The following is a 17,933-nucleotide window of genomic DNA, read 5'->3' on the forward strand; positions in this document are numbered from 1 at the left end:
GGTGTCGCCTACCGCCGAGAACGGGTTCGCGTGAACATCGTGGCCGCCGCGAGGACACCCAGTGCGCCGAGCACGATGCCGATACTGCCCAGCCATCGTGCCGTGGTGTCGGTTTCGTGTTCCTCGGCCGCGCCGGCGGCGTGGACGTCGCCGTGGTTGTGCGCCCCGCCCGCGTGTGCCGGCGCCAATGCCAGTGTCGGAGCGGGGAATTCGGGCTCGGTGTCCCCGGAGGAGGGTTGGTCCCATCCCACGACCCGGCCGTCGGCGTAGGTCTGGGTGGCGGGCAGGGTGACGGTGTCGGCATCCGGCAGTCCGTCGGCCAGTATGGAGAACTGTTCGAACTGCCCGGCCCCGATGCCGCTGCCGGTATCCGCCATCCAGGTGACGGCGACGACCCTGTGGTTGTCGTTGCGGGTGACCTTGGTCTTCCAGCCCGGCACGGGTTCGGTTTCGGCTTCGGTCAAGGCCGGAAGCTGCACGCTCAATTGGGTGGTGGCGCTACCGGTGGCCGATTCGTTGGGTACCCGGAAGGTCAGCACCGCCGAACCGCCGCGCGCCGCGTCCGGACCGGAGACGGTGACGTGGGCGAGAGCCGGGGCGGCGGCGAGGATTGTGGCCCCCGCGGCGGCGACACCGGCGCGTGCGGTGCGGTGGAACCAGGGATCGTTCATAACGCGGTCACTCCTTCGCGAAGGGAAAACGGAGACAACCTGTGCTGATCGTGTGCACGATATCCCGGAAGGGCTGCGCCGGCGCCGATCGCGGCGGATTGCGCTGAGCGCCTTCGCTTTTCCGCCGGCGGCCCCGCGCCCCGATACCCGGCAGATCACCTGATATCGGGGTTCGGGTGCCGCGTGGTCTCGCTATCTCACTTCGCGGGGAACGGGGAGTTCACCGTGGTGAAGTACTGGGCCGCGGCCAGAACCGCGACCGGGGCGGTGACCAGCAGCTGACCCGCGAGAGTGCCGAGCGCGCCGATGGCCACGATGCCGCCGAGGCAGCCCACCACCGCGGCCGGAACGAACGGGCCGAACATGCCGACGATGGTGGCCGCCGCGATGGTCGCGCCCGCGATTCCGCCCAGGACGCAGCCGATGCCGGCGCCACCGATGCCGCCCACCAGGGTGCCGATCGAGGCGCCGGCGCTGAGGGTGCTGGTCATCCGGCTCCACGCGGCCTGCTCCCGGTCGTACGGGGTCTTCCACGGCGCGCTGTCCTCGAATGGCATCGCGACCGGCTGGTAGGCCGCGTGCGCGAGGTCGAACTTCGGCGTGAGGGTCGCGGTGCGGTCGTGGATCCGCGCCTCGATCGGGAAGACGAAATCGTCGACCCGGAACGAGAGCTGCGTTCCGGCCAGGACGGTGCCGTCGGCCGCCTTGACGGTGAATACGCCGTCGTCGGCCGACAGCGATCCGGCATCGGTGGAGATGACGGTGCCGGTCGGCGTGGTGGTGGCCTGGAAGCCCACCGCGCCGGCGTCGGTGGGGGCGGCGCCGGCGGTGGCCGTGCTCAGGCCCAGGGCGGCGGCGACGAGGGCGGCGGTGGCGGCGATGTTCTTGATTCCCATGGTGATGAATCCTTTTGCGGTATCAGGTAAACGAAAGTTGCTGGAGATGTGCCGACTGCGTCGAATGTGGGCATGATGCAGCCCCGGACGACCGCGGGCGGTACGTCCTGCGGATCTACGGCGCAATCGGTGATGCCGGCCGATCGCTGTCGGCGGCTGTTACGACCCGGCCGAGCGCGGTCCATCGCACGGGCGACGCGGTGGTGTTCGCGTGCGCGGGAATGATGGTGCGGCGCAACCGAATTACCTCGGCCGGTGTCGTAACCGAGTACGATTCAGGACCTCAGACGACTGCTCCCCGGCGTCGTCCCGCGATCAGGCCGAGGACGACATCGACGATCAGGAACGCGAGCAGGCTCACGCCCAGCACCGGTGCGAACCAGCCGATCCCCACGGTGACCGCGATCAGCGGCACGCTGATCCACCGCGGCGCCCGCCGCAGCACTCCGCGTGCCGGTGCCCGCCCGACGGTGAACGGGCCGTCCGCGCGGGTCGGCCGTCGTCGCCACCACATCAGATAGCCGCGTCCGATCACGGTGATCAGCGCGATCATCGTGGCCAGCAGCAGCAGTTGATTGGCGAGGCCGAACAGCATGCCCATATGCAGCGCGATGCCCCAGTTGGCGAGTTTGGCCATCAGCGGCCAGTCCGCGTAGCGCAGGATGTCGGTGACATCGCCGGTCCTACCGTCCACGGCGATCGCGTCCTGGGTGTAGACCCCGGGCAGGCGGCGCTCCTTGACGGTGAAGGCGGTGGTGTCCTTCGCCGGGACGGAGATCTCGACCGGACCGTCGATACCGTGTCCGCGGGCCACCGCGAGGACCTTGTCCGCCTGGGCGGCGCGGTCGGCGGGAACGGGCATCGACATGCCGTGGCCGCCGGTGTGTTCGGCGTGTTCGCCACCGGCCGGCATCGACGGCATCGGTGCACCCGGCAGCGCCGTGTCGACGACCGGCGTGGTCCAGCTCAATTGCTGCCGCAGCGACGTGATGTGCTGCCCCGCGTGTAACGACCAGGTCAGACCGGTGGCCGAGAGGAACAGCAGCGGCAGCAGAATCCACATGCCGACCGTGGCATGCGCACCGACGCTGCGCGGGCGACCGGCCTTCGACCGGTCCCGCCACAGCAGCCGCCGCAGCGAGCCACGGGAGCGGCGCAGCCACATCGCTACACCGGCCAGCGCGATGATCCACATCCACGAGGCGGCCATCTCGCTGTAGAGCCGGCCCACATCGCCGAGATGCAGGTTGCGATGCAGCACATCGATCCAGGTGCGCATGGGTAGCGCACCCGTACTGCCGTACACGACGCTGTCGCCCACGGACGTCGCGGTCGCCGGGTCGACGAAGACCGCGCGGCGCTCGGATTCACCGAGGCTCGGATCGGTGAAGATCACGCGGGTGGTGTCGCCCGCGTGCTGCGCCGGGTCGACCGCGACCAGCGCGAGTCCCGGTTCGGCGGCCACACCCGCCGCGATCTGCTCCGACAGCGGCCGCGCCGGGCCGGTCGAATCCACATGCAGCAGATCGCGATTCACGATCGACTCGATGCTGGGGGCGACCGCGTACAGCGCCCCGGTCACCGCCGCGATCAGGATGAACGGCGCGACGAAGACGCCGGCGTAGAAGTGCAGCCGCATGGCCGGCGCCTGCACCGCCCGTGCGGTGCCGGACCGAGACGGTCGCGACTGATCGGCCGAACCGGGTGGTGACTGCTGCGCCGCCTCGGGCGGCGACTTCTCCGGCTGCGGCGGCTCGGTGCCGGCAGCCGGAATATCGGTGATGCTCACTGGTAGTGCTCCTGTTCGAGGGCACCCACATGGCTGTGCGCGAAAACCGCGTGGCTCGCATCGCCTCGCGGCTGTGTGCCGCACGGCGCGACCGTATCCGGCATCGGCGCGGTCTCGGGTTCCGCCGCACTGGGACTGTGGCGGTACCCGCTTCCGAGACAGCCGAATTCGCGCCGGGACGACGCGGTTCGGATTCGCCCGCAGAGTTACGGTGCGGACGATACGCCGCCCGATCCCGCGTTCGAAGCACCCGAAATGCTGCGCCGGTTACCCGGAACGCACTGTCGGCGAGAAGGATTCGCGAATGTGGGTGATGAGATGTATCAGCAGGACGCAGCGAGCGGGGGTCCGCGGGTGCGGAAGGTCTCGGTGGGGAAGATCCGCAGGATCACCCGGTCGCGGTGAACGCTGCGCGGAAGAATCGGTTCGTCGACGGCCGGGAGGCTGACCGGGACGGGCAGCGCCCGCATAACGGCGGTGCCGATCCGGTAGGCGGCCTCGGCGCCGAGAATGACGACGGCGGCGCACACCGCGCCGACCAGGTGAGCGCCCAGCATGGCGGGCGTCCACAGCGGCATATCGTGCATCTGCGCCATATCGGCCGACATCACCAGATGGCCGATCAGCTGCCCGCCCCACAGGGCCGCGACGAGTCCGACGGCGGTGGTGCGCAGTGGCGCCAGCCCCGCGACGAGCGCGCCGACCACGGTGGAGGCGGCCACGAGCAGCATCAGGGTGCTGGACTGCACCGGCATCCCGCCCGCCGCCCATCCGTGCGCGGCGATCGACAGGGCGCCCGACACGGATCCGGCCGACGCGCCCCGCAACCGCGCCACCGCGGCCCGACGCGCACGCGTCGACACCTGGGCGCGGGCCGATACGCGGCCGGACGGGGGAAGCACGAGCTGAATGATAGCCGACCGCTTCGAAGCAAATTCACAGATACGTCCGACTCTTCCCGCGTGGAAGCTGCGCGGAAACACGATCGGCCCGGGAGTCGAAACTCCCGGGCCGATCGGTGCCGATGAACTCAGTCGCCGGTGACGTCCATTTCGGTCAGCGGCTTACGCAGCAGCTTGCCGGTGGCGTTGCGAGGCAGCTCGTCGAGGAAGATCACCTCGCGCGGCACCTTGTAACGCGCGAGGTTCGCCTTGACGTAGTCCTTGATCTCCTGGGCATCTCGCTTGGAGTCGGGACCCGGCACGACGAAGGCGCGCAGGCGCTTTCCGAACTCCTTGTCGTCGACACCGACGACCGCCGCCTCCTGCACGTCGGCGCGATCGGCGATGAGGTGCTCGACCTCCTGCGGGAAGACGTTCTCGCCGCCGGAGACGATCATGTCGTCGTCGCGGCCGTCGATGAACAGCAGCCCGTCCTCGTCGAAGTGCCCGACGTCGCCGCTGGACATCATGCCGTCGATGGTCTCCTTGGTGCGGCCGTCGGTGTAGGCCTTGAAGGAGTGCGCGTTCTCGATGAAGATCGTGCCGGTGACGTTCGGTTCGGTGATGCGCTTGCGGTTCTCGTCGAACAGCGCCAGCCGGATACCGAGCGGCGGGCGTCCCGCGGTGCTCGGCGACTTGCGCAGATCCTCCGGGCTCGCGACGGTGATCAGCGCGCATTCGGTGGAGCCGTACACGTTGTAGAGGACGTCACCGAAGTAGTCCAGGCTGCGCGTCACGACGTCCGGCGGAATCGCCGAGCCCGCGGCGAAAATCATCCGCAGCGAGGACATGTCGTATTTGGCGAGCGTCTCGGGCGGCAGGTCCAGCATGCGCTGCAGCATGGTCGGCACCACCACCAGCGACTCCGCCTTGTACTTGTCGATGTTGGCGAGCGTTTTCTCGGGATCGAACCGCCGCTGCTGGAAGATCATCCGGTTGCCGAGCGAGAGCCCGAGGGTGAACTGCGAGAGCCCGGTGGCGTGGAAGACCGGCGCCGCGACGACCATGGAACCGTTGCGGGGCAACGGAATTCGATCCAGGAACTGTGCGGAGATGAACGGGCTGACCTTGTCGCGCGGCGCGCCCTTCGGGGTGCCTGTCGTGCCGGAGGTCAGAATCACCATGCCGCCCGGCTTCGCCGGCGCGCTCACCGCATCGGGGGACTGGCCCTCGCGCAGCGAATCGACGGTCGGGATCGAAGGATCGACGTTGTCGGACTCGTCCACCCAGGTCAGGATGCGGGGGATCTCGTCGGGAATGGCGCTCATCAGGTCGAAGAACTCGCTGTCGTGCAGCACCAGTTTGACCTGCTCGCGCGTGGCGACATCGGCGAACTGCGGTTTCGCGAAGCCGGTGTTCATCAACACCGCCCGCACACCGAGCTTGCCGGTGGCGGCCAGGCTCAGCACCATGCCGCGGTGGTCGCGCGCCAGCAGCGCCACCACATCACCCTCGCGCAGACCGTGTGCCGCCAGGCCGCGAGCCAGCTGGTTGGACTGCTCGTTGACCTCGGCGAAGGTCAGCTCGCCCCGCTCGTCCAGCAGCGCCGCGGACTTCGGATTGGTCTTCGCGGCGTGCATGATCACGCCCGCGAAGGGTCCGAACTTGGTGACGTTGAGCGCCGAGCTGACCGCATGGTCGGGTCGCAGCGGGCTGAACAGCCCGCGTTTGCGCATGACGTTGACCCCCAGAGCCAGATCTCCGGCCTTTCGGAGGGCAGTGCTTGCTGACGGAAGGACAGCTGACATAGGTACAACCTTCCGCGGATTCCGCCAGGCAGGCGGGACCGCAACATCGAGATCCAGTGCCTGTCAACCCTAGCAAGCAGGGGCAGGCGGGTGTGGTTCGCGTCTCTGTAACCGACGGTACCGTACAACTGGTCGGGTGACCGGTTATGTGATCTGGTATTCCACCAGTGCCCGGCGCAGCAGCTTGCCGGTGGCGTTGCGCGGCAGATCGTCGAGGAACACCACGTCACGCGGCACTTTGTAGCGGGCTAGGGTGCCCTTGACGTAGGCCTTGATCTCGTCCGGATCCAGGGTCGCGCCGGGCTCGGGCACGACGAAGGCGCGCAGGCGTTTGCCGAATTCCACGTCGTCCACGCCGACCACCGCGGCGTCGAAGATGTCCGCCCGCTCCAGCAGCAGGTTCTCGACCTCCTGTGGGAAGACGTTCTCGCCGCCCGAGACGATCATGTCGTCGTCGCGGCCGTCGACGAACAGCAGCCCGTGCTCGTCGAAGTGGCCGACGTCGCCGGAGGACATGTAGCCGTCGATGATCTGCTTGTGCCGGCCGTCGGTATATCCGCCGAAGGGTGCGCCGGACCGAATGAATATGCGCCCCTTGACATTCGCGCCGTGCACACGCTTGCCGTTCTCGTCGAACAACGCCACCTCGCAGGTGACGGGCGCGCGGCCGGCGGTACCCGGGGCGAGGGCCAGATCGGCCGGCTGGGCCACCGTTGCCACCGCGCATTCGGTGGAGCCGTAGAGGTTGTAGAGCACCGGGCCGAACGCCTCGGTGGCGCGCACGGTCAACTCCGGGGACAGTGCCGATCCCGCCAGCACGATGGATCGCAGTGAGGACAGGTCGTATCGCTCGCGCACCGCCGGATCGAGTTCGACCATCCGATGCAGCATCGTCGGCACCGCGACCAGCAGATCGACCTCGTGTTCGGCGATCAGGGCCAGGGTCCGCTCGGCGTCGAAGCGGCGCATCATCACCGTCGTCGCGCCCAGCGCGGTGGCGATCAGCCAGGTGGCCTGGCCCGTGCTGTGGAAGATCGGCGAGACGATGAGCATCGTGCCCTGCGCCGGGAACGGGATCCGATCGGTGATCTGAGCCGAGGCGATCGGCGAAACCGCCTCCCGGGGAGCGCCTTTCGGCAGGCCGGTGGTGCCGCTGGTGAGGATCACGAAGCCGCCCGGCTTGGCCGGCAGCGGCAGCTCGTTCGGTGGATGGGCCGCGATCAATTCCTCGATCGTTATTGCGCCCGTGGGCAATTCGGTGCCGTCGTCGACCCAGGTGATGACCCGCGGCAACTCCGGCGGCAGCGCGTCGAGCAGGCCGACGAATTCACTGTCGTGCAGCACCACCTTCACGTGCTCGCGCTCGCAGACCTGCGCGAACTGAGGTTTCGCGAAGCCGGTGTTCATCAGTGCCAGCCGCGCCCCGGCCTTCCCGGCGGCCGCCATCGCCAGCAGCAGTCCGCGATGATCGCGCGCGAGAATGCCGATCACCGTTCCGGGTTCGACGCCGAGCGATTGCAGGCCGCGGGCCAGCCGGGTGGAATTGTCGTCGAGTTCGCGGAAGGTCATACTTCCGTGCTCGTCGACCAGCGCGGGCCGTTGCGGCCACATCCGCGCGGCATGCCGGACCATCGTCGCCTGCGGCCCGAGCCGGCGCCCCTCCTTCGCCGACAACACCGTCTCACCCAGATTGCGTGGGTCGATCAAACCGCGCTCCCGCAGCACATTCAGCGCTCGCACCGCCTCGGTCACCTCGACCGCCTTGCGCTGCACCCCCTGCAGAATCGACCCGATACCGACGCCCACGGCAACCACCTCCACACGACCCGATCGCGTGCTGGGGACGGTAGCAGCCGCAAGTGTGACTTGGTACACACTTCCGGTCAACGAATTGGCCTCGAATGTGGGCCGGATGGCCATGGCGAGCGGGTACGCCTGTTGCCGAATCGTTCACCGCCGGCTCGGCCGATCGGTAGCCAGGGGTTCGCCGGAAGTGGTTATGTCGAGGATGTCCTCGCGCTACCCCCTCTTCTACGACCAGCTCGGCTGCGGCAATTCCGATCGGCCGAGCGATACCTCGCTGTGGACCGTGGACCGGTTCGTCGCGGAACTCGTGGCCGTGCGCGCGGCGCTGGGCTTGGAGCGCGTCCATCTGCTCGGCAATTCGTGGGGCGGGATGCTTGCCCTGCAGTACACGCTCGACCGGCGGCCGGCGCCGGAAAGTCTGGGCTCGCGAATGGTGACCATCGAGGACGCCTCGCACCTGTGCTTCGCCGAGCAGTGGGACACGTTCCACGCCGAGCTGACCGACTTCCTCGCCGAGGTGGACGGCAGGCCGGCCCAGCCGACGGCCTGAATCGACCTCGGTCCTTCGCTCGGGTGACCTCCAGCGCCTCGAACGGGACCTACGGCACGGGATCGGGAACCGTCAGCGCCCTACCGTCGAAGGTGTACATCGAGGAGCGGCAGTGCCGCAAGGGAGGATGACACCATGAACTGGCCGACCGCCGCAGTCCTGATCGCTCTCCTCTTCACGATCATGGTCATCGTGACGACCTACCTGACCGGCCGCTTCTCCAAGCGGTAACCGGAACCGGCCGTCGGTCGATCCGGTGTAGGGCCGATCGGTGAACCGGTGCGAGTCGGACCCGCACCGGTTTTCCGTTGTCCCGCAACCTACTTCAGCTGCGCGCTGCTCAGCTCGAGCACGCGCCGCGCCACGATCAGCTGCTGAATCTGCTGGGTGCCTTCGAAGATGTCGAGAATCTTCGAGTCACGGCTCCACTTCTCCAGCAGCGTGCGCTGGGAGTAGCCCACCGCGCCGGCCAGTTCGACGGCCTTCAGGGTCACGTCGGTGCCCATGCGCCCGGCCTTGGCCTTGGACATGGAGGCTTCGAGGGAGTTGGGCTTCTTGTTGTCGGCCATCCACGCCGCGCGCAGGGCGAGCAGGTAGGCGGCCTCCCAATCCGATTCCATGCGAAGGAATTCCGCGGCGGCGGCGGACTGGTTGTTGGCGGGGATGTCGTAGGAGATCTCCACGCCGGACTCCTCGAGGATGGTGCGCAGTTCCTCGAGCGCGGCGCGGCCGACACCGATGGCCATCGCGGCCACCAGCGGGCGGGTGTTGTCGAAGGTCTGCATGACCCCGGCAAAACCCTTTTCCACGTTGACTTCCGGGCTGCCGAGGATGTTGTCGGCCGGAATGCGGCAGTCCTCGAGGCGCAGTTCGGCGGTGTCGGAGGCCTTGATGCCGAGCTTGTGCTCGAGGCGAGCGACGGTGAGGCCCTTGGCATCTCGCGGCACCACGAACGACTTGATCGCCGCGCGGCCCTTGGACTTGTCCACCGAGGCCCACACCACGATGTGGGTGGCGCGCGAGCCGGCGGTCACGAAGATCTTGGTGCCGTTGAGGACCCACTCGTCACCGTCGAGCACCGCGGTGGTCGAGACGGCGGCGGAGTCCGAACCGAAGGACGGTTCGGTGATGGCCATCGCCGCCCACACCTTGCCGAAGCGCTCCAGCTGCTCGTCGGTGGCGACCGCGGCGATCGCGGCGTTGCCCAGTCCCTGGTAGGGGATCGACAGCATCAAACCGACGTCGCCCCAGCAGGTTTCGAGCGCATTCAGCAGAGCGGACATGTTGCCGCCGTTACTGTTGCCGAGCAGTTCGGTGGAGTGGCTGTCGGCGGCCTCCTCACCGGACTTGGCCTTGCGCCCGCCGGTGGCGCCGGAGATGTCCTGGGTGCCGGAGTCGGCCAGGCCCTCCACCATGGCGGCCATGGTGTCGAGCTCCACCGGGTATTCGTGCTCGGCCAGGTCGTACTTGCGCGAGATGGGGCGGAAGATCTCGGCGGCGACCTGGTGGGCCTGGTTGGCGCTGGCCCGCAGCTTCTTGGGGAGTTCGAGATTGATCATCGGAATGTCTCCATCAATACGGTTCAGGGGTCGAGGAGACCCGGATCAGATCAGGACCACACCTTCGGCGACGCCGATCGCCCGCAGATCGCGGTACCAGCGCTCGACCGGGTGTTCCTTGGTGTAGCCGTGGCCGCCGAGCAACTGCACGCCGTCCAGGCCGATCTGCATGCCCTTGTCGGTGGCGAACTTGCGGGCCAGCGCCGCCTCCCGGGAGAAGGACAGCCCCTGCTCCGCGCGTGACGCACCCCGCAGAGTCACGAGCCGCAGGCCGTCGAGTTCGATGGCGATATTGGCGACCATGAACGCCACCGCCTGCCGGTGCGCGATCGGCTCGCCGAAGGCCTCGCGCTCCTTCACGTACGGCTTGACGTAGTCCAGCACGGCCTGGCCGGTGCCGACCGCGAGCGACGCCCAGCCCAGGCGGGCCAGTCGCACCGCGTCGGCGTATTCCTCGGCGCGCTGGGCGGCGTCGCCGTCACCCAGGATGGCCTCGGCCGGAACCGCGACGTTGTCCAGGATCAGCCGGCCCAGACCGGCGGCGCGCAGGCCCATACTCGGATCGGCCTCGATCACCACACCCGGCGTATCCGATTCGACGATGAAAAGCGCGGGGCGGCCGTCGATTTCGGCGCCCACGATGAACAGCTCGGCGTCGGCGGCGGCGGGAACCAGGCTCTTGACACCGTTGATCCGGTAGCCGCTGGGGGAGCGGGTGGCCTTGGTCTGCAGCGCGAACGGGTCGAACAGTGCCCGCGGCTCGCTGATTACGACCGAGGCCTGCGGAACGTTCTCACCCGTGAAGGCGCCCAGGTAGGTCTGCTGCTGTGCGTCCGAACCCCACTGCGACAGCGCGACGGCCACACCCGACGGGGCCAGAATCGGCAGCGCCAGGCCCATATCTCCGTGCGCGAGCGCCTCCGCGACCAGCGAGTTGGTGACCGCGCCGCGCTCGGTGGCCGCACCCTCGAGCTCCTCGGGCACGTTGATCAGCGTGATGCCCAGTTCGGCGGCGCGCTCGAGCAGGTCCTTGGGCGCCTGGGCCGCGCCGTCGGCCTCGTAGGCCGCCGGACGCAGGATCTCCGCGGCGAATTCGCGCACCGTCTCGACGATCATCTGCTGCTCGTCGGTGGGGGTGAGGTCGAAGTAGTCCTTGCTGCGGGACTCGTTGGCGGGCAAGCGCTTCGGTTTACCGCCACCGGATACCTTGCCGAATGCGCGGGTCGCTGCGCCGAGCGTGCGGAAGCCGGTCTTGGTGCCCTCGTAGGTCAGCCGTTCGATGGGCTTGCGCAGGTTGTACTTCTCGGCCAGTTCGGAACCGGTAATGGTCGTCATGACCCGCATGGCCGCGCCCATCCAGTCGCGCTTGACCGGGTTGAGGCCGACGGCGGAATCCGGACGTCGCTCCGTTGCGGTGTCTCGAGTGCTCATAGTCACCAGTCTTCTCGGGTATGGGTTTCGGGTGATCGGTCCCAGGATCTTACTTGCGAGTAAGTCTATCTTACTCCAGAGTAAGTAGGCAGTCGAGTGCCGATCGGTCTGTATCGAATCTCATACCCCGGCGATGTCGCGACGATCGAAAATCGGCAGCGAGGCCACCACGAAGACAGCCGCGGCCACCACGAGCCACAGATAGCCCGGCCGCAGGCCCGCGCCCATCGGGCCGTCGGACAGCGCCTGTTCGAACGGCGACCACCGGCCCCACGGGCGCACCGCGTCGACGATCTTCGACGCCGCGTACAGCACGTAGGCGGCCACCGCGGCCACGCTCGCGACCGCGACCGCGACCAGGCGGCGACCCGAAGCGGCGCCGACGGCCAAGGCCAGCCCGCCGAACGGCGCGGCCAGCGCGACCATGGCGATCGATCCCGTCGCCGCGGCCCCGACGCCGATATGCATCCCGAATATCGCCGAGAACACGACAACGGAGGCGAACAGCACGGTGCCGAGCACCACCAGGCCGGTGAGCAGTACCGCGACCTGTTCCTGTACGAGCCGCACCGGCGTCACCCGCGTCACCAGCAACACCTCGAGGGTCCCGGACTCCTCCTCCCCGGCGATCGCGCGGGCGCCGCGCGAGACCGAGAAGACCAGGAACAGGATGGGCAGCATGATGCTGTAGAGCTCGGTGTTGAGAAAGCCTGTGCCGGTGAGGAAGTCCTCGATCCCGAGCAGCTTCCGCAATGCCGGCGGGTAGTTGTCGACCATCTGCCGGAGCCCGGGGATGTTCGATATCGACGGCCACAGTGCCGATTCCAGCAGTACCAGCGCGACGATCCCGAGGCTCCAGCCGATCAACCCGCGCCGTTGGTCACGCAGGCATTTGACGAACACCGTGCTGAACATCAGCTGTCCTGTCCGTAGTAGGTGAGGAAGACCTGTTCGAGATCGGGTTCGTGGCTGATCACGTCGACCACCCCGTAGGGTGCGACGAACTTCAGGAGTTCGGCCGTCGAGCCGTCCACCTCGACGTGCAGCACCGGCCCGGCGCCGCTGACCGATCGCACCCCGCCGACGGCGGCCAGCAGCTGCGGTTCCGGAGGTGTGGAGGCGAAGGTGAGGTCGAGTCGCCGCAGCGATTGCGCCGCCAGTGCCGCGACCGACCGGACTTCGACCAACCGGCCCCGCCGCAGAATCGCCACCGTGTCGGCGACCGCCTGCACCTCCGACAGCACGTGCGAGGACAGGAATACGGTGCGCCCGGCGTCGCGGGCCTCTCGCAACAGAGCCAGGAATTCTCGCTGGACCAGCGGATCCAGCCCCTGGGTCGGTTCGTCGAGCACGAGTACGTCCGGTTTGCCCATGAATGCCTGCACCAGCCCGACCTTCTGCCGATTGCCGTGCGACATCGCCGAGATTCGAGCCGATGTATCCAGGTTCAGGCGTTCGGCCAATTCGCGCGGAACCGCCGGATCGACGTCGCCGCGCAGCCGGGCCAGGTAGGTCAGATACCGCTCGGCGGTGAGATCCGGATAGGCGACGAACTGGCCGGGGAGATAGCCGATATGGCGCTGGGCGGCCGATCGGTCACGTCCGACGTCCGCGCCCGCGACCGTCACCGAACCGCGGGTCGGCCGCATCAGGCCGACGAGTATCCGGACGGTCGTCGTCTTACCGGCCCCGTTGGGTCCCAGGTATCCGAAAATCACTCCCGCCGGAACCTCGAGGTCCAGGTCGAGCAGTGCCGGCGTGTGACCGTAGAACTTGGTCAGGCCGCGCATCGCGAGCATCGGTGGCATGGTCCCAGACTGCGCGGCCGGGGCCGGGCAGAGCAGAGCCCTGCGAACCCGTGGGGACTGACTTATGTCACCGGCGGCCTGCTGATGTCATAGCGGCCTGTCGCCGGGCCGGTATCTCAGCCGCGCAGGGCGCTCAGCACCGAGTCGTGCAGCAGCCCGTTGGTCGCGACCGCGCTGCCGTGATGCGGTCCGGGGGTTCCGTCCAGGGCGGTGAAGCGGCCGCCGGCCTCGCGCACGAGCACATCGAGCGGCGCGAGGTCCCACAGCGAGACCTCCGGTTCGGTGGCGATATCGAGCGCGCCCTCGGCGAGCAGGCAGTAGCCGAAGAAGTCGCCGTAGCCGCGGGTGCGCCACACCTGATCGGTCAGGTCGATCAACTGCTCACGCAGCCCCAGGTCTCGCCAGCCGGACAGGCTGGAGATCGCGAGACTGGCCGAATTCAGCCCGCCGACCTCGGAGACCGTGATCGGCTTCGGCTCCCCGTCCTCGAAACGGGTCCACGCGCCGGAACCCGTTGCGGCCCACCAGCGTCGGCTCAACGCGGGCGCGCTGACGACGCCGACGACCGGAACGCCGTCCTGCAACAGCGCGATCAGACTGGCCCACACCGGAACTCCGCGCACGAAGTTCTTGGTGCCGTCGATCGGATCGATCACCCACTGCCGTCCGATGAACTCGGCCTCACCGCCGAACTCCTCACCGAGCACGGCATCGTGCGGACGCCGCTCGATGAGAATTTCGCGCAGCGACCGCTCCACCGCCAGATCCGCGTCCGAGACCGGGGTCAGATCCGGTTTGCTGTTCACCTTCAGGTCCAGGGCGCCGAAACGATCACGGGTAATCGCATCGGCCGCATCGGCCAACAGCAGGGCAAGGTCGAGATCGCCGGCATGATCGGTCACACGGCCACCGTAATGGGCGCACCCGATCGGAGCCATTCGCGGTCTCGCGGCGGCACGCGCTACTGCTGCGGATTCCAGACCGCGGGCCAGTCCTTACCGCGGAAGGCCGCATCGATACCGCCGTCGCAGAAGATCACCGAGCCCACGAAGAAACCGGCCTTGTCCGACAGCAGGAAGGCCGCGAGGTCGGCGATCTCCTCCGGGCGACCGGGCCGCCCGATCGGGGTCATGGCGAGGAACTGCTTCATGCCCTCCCCGGTGAGCGCGTCCTTGCTGCCCTCCTGGGTCATCGGGGTGTCGATGATGCCGGGCGCGATGGCATTGAGGCGGATGCCGTCGGCGATGTACTCCGCCGATTTGGTCCGGGCGTACCAGGCCAGGGCCGCTTTCGTCGCCGGGTAGGCCTGGATCGCGCCCAAGTCGCCGAACGATTCGGCGATGCCGCGGGCGCGTTCCTCGTCGCCGGCCAGGCAGGCGTCGGCCAGTTCCACCGGCCAGAGTGGTTGTGTCGTCGTGGAATTCGACGACACCAGCACCACCGAGGCGTTGCCGGACTCGCGCAGCAGCGGCCGCAGCCCCTCCAGCAGCGCGATCGCGCCGAAGTAGTTCACCGACACCACGAGCCCACCGGGCCGCCCGGTCGCGGCGGCGACACCGGCGAAAGGCAGGAATCCGTCCAGCCGGCCCTCACCGATCCGGGAGACCTCGGCGACCGCGTGCGCTCGTCCCTCGTCGGTGCCCAGGTCGGCGGTCACCTCGGCGTCGCGCAGATCGACCCCGATGACCCGGTGCCCTTCCTTCTCCAGGTGGGCGGCGACGGCCGCCCCGATCCCCGACGCGCTCCCGGTTACGGCGATGGTCCCCATCGACCCTCCTGTTTCGGCTGGATGAAACCACGAATCAGATATTCGAATCGAGGCTAGTTGTGGGCTGCCGTCGTGTGGAGGGTCGTTCCACTGAGCGGGCCTGGCCGAGCGTCTGTGACCGGCCCATGCCATCGCGAGTCGTTGTTCACGCCGCGACCCGCGCCGCGGCCAAAGCGCTCGCCCACCAATGCAATTGGTCGAGCATTCCCGCTGCCGCCGCCTCGGATTCGCCCGGTGCGGTCCACCGGCCCTCGGCGTCGAACTGCTGGTAGTACCGAGGGAAGGACACGTAGTCGCGGATCGTGTGCGCGTTCAGCTCGGCGAACACCTGCCGCAGGTGAGCGATGGCGTTCAGCCCGCCGCTCGCCCCGCTGTAGCCCACGAAGCCGATCGCCTTGCGGTCCCACTGCGTGTAGTGCCAGTCGATCGCCGTCTTGATCGAGGCCGGATAACTGCTGTTGATGTCGGGAGTGACGATGACGATGGCATCCGTGGCGTCCAGACGCCGGGTCAGATCGATCATGCCGGCGGGCCGCGACGGATTCGGTTCCATTCGTGGGGGAACCGCCGGCAACGCTACGGGCAGATCGGCCGCGGCGAGATCGATCAGGTCGACCTCGAAGCCGTCGTGCCGCCGGGCCTGTTCGGCGAACCACTCACCGACCACCGGCCCGAAGCGGCCCTCCCGGACGCTGGCGATGACAACGGCGAGCCGCATTGTGCTGCTGGACATTTCGGATCTCCTTCGGAAAGCGTCGTTCGCTGTCGTCGACTCTGCCGTCCGGGCGCGAGGCCAGGGAGCCCGCTGCGAGGGTGGTAGTGAGAGGGATACCCTCGGCGCGCCCCGCGCTGTTAGCGTCGATCTGTGAGCGATAACGAGCTGGGGCTTTTCCTGCGTACTCGGCGTGCGGCGGTCACCCCCGCCGACGTCGGGCTCCCGGCCGGGCCCCGCCGCCGCACCCCGGGGCTGCGCCGCGCCGAACTCGCGACACTCGCCGGAGTCAGCGTCGAATATCTGATCCGGTTGGAGCAGGGCCGCGACCGGCATCCGTCGGCGGGCGTGCTGTCCGCATTGGCCGATGCACTCCGATTGAGTCCGAGTGAGCGCGTCCAGCTGCATCGGCTGGTCAAATCCGCCGATCCCGGATTCAGCTGCACGGGCGGCGCGCTGCCCAATCGCCTGGTCCGGCCCGCGGTGCAGGCGATTCTCGATCGTCTCGCACCGGCGCCCGCGGCCGTCTTCAACCGTCTCGGTGAGGTCCTGAGCTGCACCGATGGCTATCGCGCGCTGGTCGGCGGCACCGGCCTGCTCGATCACGGCCTGCCCGCGGGCTACCCGCGCTGGCTGTTCACCGACCCGCGTGCCCGCATCGTCTACCCGGAGTGGGACCGTCGTGCCGATCTCGCGGTAGCCAACCTGAAGGCCGGTCCCTTCCGCTCGGATCCGACCATCGCCGCGCTCGCCGACGAGCTGGCGCTGCTGGCGGGTGCGGAATTCACCCGTCGCATCGCCGACATCGCCGGGCTGCCGGATACCAGCGGCATCAGCCGGATGGACCATCCCGAGGCGGGTCCGCTGCGGCTGGCCTACGAACGGCTGGACCTGTCCGCCGACGACGACCAGTACATCCAGGTCCAGCTGCCCGCCGACGACGCGACCGCCGCGGCCCTCGATGCGCTGCTGGGCCGCCGCCCGGGTGGATTGCGCGCGGTATCGGGCTGAGCCGGCCGCCCGCCGCATCGCCCGGGCTGCCGGCGACTCGCCGCATTTCACCGCCACCTGCGCGAGCGGTAGATTGGACAACCGTGCATCCTGACGTTTCCGCTGATCTCGCCGAACTCGACACCACGTTGAAGACTGTCGAGTCGGTACTCGACGTCGACGAGCTGCGCCGTCGCATCGACGAGCTCGAACATCAGGCCGCCGACCCGGAGCTGTGGAACAACCAGGAACACGCCCAGCAGGTGACCAGCGAGCTGTCGCACGCCCAGGGTGAGCTGCGCCGCGTCACCGAACTGCGGCAGCGGCTCGACGATCTGCCGGTGCTCTACGAACTCGCCGAAGAGGAAGAGGGCGAGGCCCGCACGTCCGCCCTCGCCGATGCCGACGCCGAACGGGCCGCGCTGCACGCCGACGTCGAGGCGATGGAGGTGCGCACGCTGCTCTCGGGCGAGTACGACAAGCGCGAGGCGCTGGTCAACATCCGCTCGGGCGCCGGTGGTGTGGACGCCGCCGACTGGGCGCAGATGCTGATGCGCATGTACGTGCGCTGGGCCGAGCGCCACAAGTACCCGGTCGAGATCTACGACACCTCCTACGCCGAGGAGGCGGGCATCAAGAGCGCCACCTTCGCGGTGAAGGTGCCCTACGCCTACGGCACCCTCTCGGTGGAGATGGGGACCCATCGCCTGGTGCGGATCAGCCCCTTCGACAACCAGGGCCGTCGCCAGACCTCCTTCGCCGAGGTCGAGGTGCTGCCTGTGGTCGAGGGCACCGACCATATCGAGGTCCCGGAGTCGGAGATCCGCGTCGACGTGTATCGCTCCTCGGGCCCGGGTGGCCAGAGCGTCAACACCACCGACTCGGCGGTGCGGATCACCCACATCCCGACCGGCATCGTGGTGACCTGCCAGAACGAGAAGTCCCAGCTGCAGAACAAGATTTCGGCCATGCGCGTGCTGCAGGCCAAGCTGCTGGAGCGCAAACGGCAGGAGGAGCGCGCGGAGATGGACGCGCTCAAGACCACCGAGGGCGCCTCCTGGGGTAATCAGATGCGCTCGTACGTGCTGCACCCGTACCAGATGGTCAAGGACCTGCGCACCAACTTCGAGGTGAACAATCCGTCCTCGGTTCTCGACGGTGATATCGACGGTTTCATCGAAGAGGGAATCCGCTGGCGGATGCGCCAGAACGCGTGAAACCCGCCTATCACGGCACAATCACGGCATATCGGTCGGTCGCCGGT

The 17,933-nt window shown here is 68.3% G+C and carries 16 protein-coding genes; 3 read left to right on the forward strand and 13 right to left on the reverse strand.

The window, feature by feature from the left end; genetic code table 11:
* Window positions 1-8: 8 nt before the first annotated feature.
* The 6 genes from NE2_RS27125 to NE2_RS27150 form a co-directional block, all read right to left on the reverse strand.
* Window positions 9-671: a YcnI family copper-binding membrane protein gene (locus NE2_RS27125; RefSeq protein WP_063030654.1), complete on the reverse strand. Its 663-nt coding sequence runs from the start codon at window positions 669-671 to the stop codon at window positions 9-11.
* A 197-nt stretch (window positions 672-868) separates the two neighbouring features.
* A complete protein-coding gene (locus NE2_RS27130) occupies window positions 869-1,567 on the reverse strand; it encodes a DUF8020 domain-containing protein (RefSeq protein ID WP_063030656.1) in 699 nt (232 codons plus the stop codon).
* Between the two features lie 283 nt (window positions 1,568-1,850).
* Window positions 1,851-3,356, reverse strand: a complete 1,506-nt coding sequence (locus NE2_RS27135) for a PepSY-associated TM helix domain-containing protein (protein WP_307618026.1) — start codon at window positions 3,354-3,356, stop codon at window positions 1,851-1,853.
* A 323-nt stretch (window positions 3,357-3,679) separates the two neighbouring features.
* Entirely contained in the window at window positions 3,680-4,258 is a 579-nt protein-coding gene (locus NE2_RS27140; RefSeq protein WP_063030658.1) for a hypothetical protein, read from the reverse strand.
* A 128-nt stretch (window positions 4,259-4,386) separates the two neighbouring features.
* The gene (locus tag NE2_RS27145; RefSeq protein WP_063030660.1) at window positions 4,387-6,045 is read right to left on the reverse strand and encodes an acyl-CoA synthetase; all 1,659 of its coding nucleotides are present in this window, start codon (window positions 6,043-6,045) and stop codon (window positions 4,387-4,389) included.
* Window positions 6,046-6,189: 144 nt separating this feature from the next.
* Window positions 6,190-7,860: an acyl-CoA synthetase gene (locus NE2_RS27150; protein WP_373862286.1), complete on the reverse strand. Its 1,671-nt coding sequence runs from the start codon at window positions 7,858-7,860 to the stop codon at window positions 6,190-6,192.
* A 184-nt stretch (window positions 7,861-8,044) separates the two neighbouring features.
* Here NE2_RS27150 and NE2_RS37735 point away from each other — a divergent pair, with 184 nt between their 5' ends.
* On the forward strand, window positions 8,045-8,401 hold the full coding sequence (locus tag NE2_RS37735; protein WP_373862285.1) for an alpha/beta fold hydrolase: 357 nt from the start codon (window positions 8,045-8,047) through the stop codon (window positions 8,399-8,401).
* Between the two features lie 320 nt (window positions 8,402-8,721).
* On the opposite strand, the gene NE2_RS27160 is transcribed toward NE2_RS37735, so the two are convergent.
* The 7 genes from NE2_RS27160 to NE2_RS27190 form a co-directional block, all read right to left on the reverse strand.
* The gene (locus tag NE2_RS27160) at window positions 8,722-9,960 is read right to left on the reverse strand and encodes an acyl-CoA dehydrogenase family protein (protein ID WP_063030664.1); all 1,239 of its coding nucleotides are present in this window, start codon (window positions 9,958-9,960) and stop codon (window positions 8,722-8,724) included.
* Window positions 9,961-10,005: 45 nt separating this feature from the next.
* Window positions 10,006-11,391, reverse strand: coding sequence for an acyl-CoA dehydrogenase family protein (locus NE2_RS27165; RefSeq protein ID WP_036524539.1), 1,386 nt, complete (start codon window positions 11,389-11,391; stop codon window positions 10,006-10,008).
* 120 nt (window positions 11,392-11,511) lie between these two features.
* Window positions 11,512-12,306: an efflux permease Rv1217c-related protein gene (locus NE2_RS27170; protein WP_063030666.1), complete on the reverse strand. Its 795-nt coding sequence runs from the start codon at window positions 12,304-12,306 to the stop codon at window positions 11,512-11,514.
* On the reverse strand, window positions 12,306-13,199 hold the full coding sequence (locus NE2_RS27175; protein ID WP_063030668.1) for an ABC transporter ATP-binding protein: 894 nt from the start codon (window positions 13,197-13,199) through the stop codon (window positions 12,306-12,308). Before NE2_RS27175 ends, NE2_RS27170 begins: the two co-directional genes overlap by 1 nt.
* A gap of 116 nt (window positions 13,200-13,315) precedes the next feature.
* Window positions 13,316-14,101 carry an inositol monophosphatase family protein gene (locus NE2_RS27180; protein WP_233429887.1) on the reverse strand — a complete coding sequence of 262 codons (786 nt, stop codon included), beginning with the start codon at window positions 14,099-14,101 and terminating at the stop codon, window positions 13,316-13,318.
* A 59-nt stretch (window positions 14,102-14,160) separates the two neighbouring features.
* A complete protein-coding gene (locus NE2_RS27185; protein WP_063030676.1) occupies window positions 14,161-14,967 on the reverse strand; it encodes an SDR family oxidoreductase in 807 nt (268 codons plus the stop codon).
* Window positions 14,968-15,112: 145 nt separating this feature from the next.
* Window positions 15,113-15,700: an NADPH-dependent FMN reductase gene (locus NE2_RS27190; RefSeq protein WP_063030678.1), complete on the reverse strand. Its 588-nt coding sequence runs from the start codon at window positions 15,698-15,700 to the stop codon at window positions 15,113-15,115.
* Between the two features lie 132 nt (window positions 15,701-15,832).
* Here NE2_RS27190 and NE2_RS27195 point away from each other — a divergent pair, with 132 nt between their 5' ends.
* Both NE2_RS27195 and prfB read left to right on the forward strand, forming a co-directional pair.
* Complete coding sequence (locus tag NE2_RS27195; protein ID WP_063030680.1) at window positions 15,833-16,690, forward strand: helix-turn-helix domain-containing protein; 858 nt, start codon at window positions 15,833-15,835, stop codon at window positions 16,688-16,690.
* Between the two features lie 83 nt (window positions 16,691-16,773).
* Window positions 16,774-17,886: a peptide chain release factor 2 gene (prfB, locus tag NE2_RS27200; RefSeq protein WP_063030682.1), complete on the forward strand. Its 1,113-nt coding sequence runs from the start codon at window positions 16,774-16,776 to the stop codon at window positions 17,884-17,886.
* Window positions 17,887-17,933 lie beyond the last annotated feature (47 nt).

It is taken from the genome of Nocardia elegans NBRC 108235 (genome assembly GCF_001612845.1).
GTDB lineage: Bacteria > Actinomycetota > Actinomycetes > Mycobacteriales > Mycobacteriaceae > Nocardia > Nocardia nova.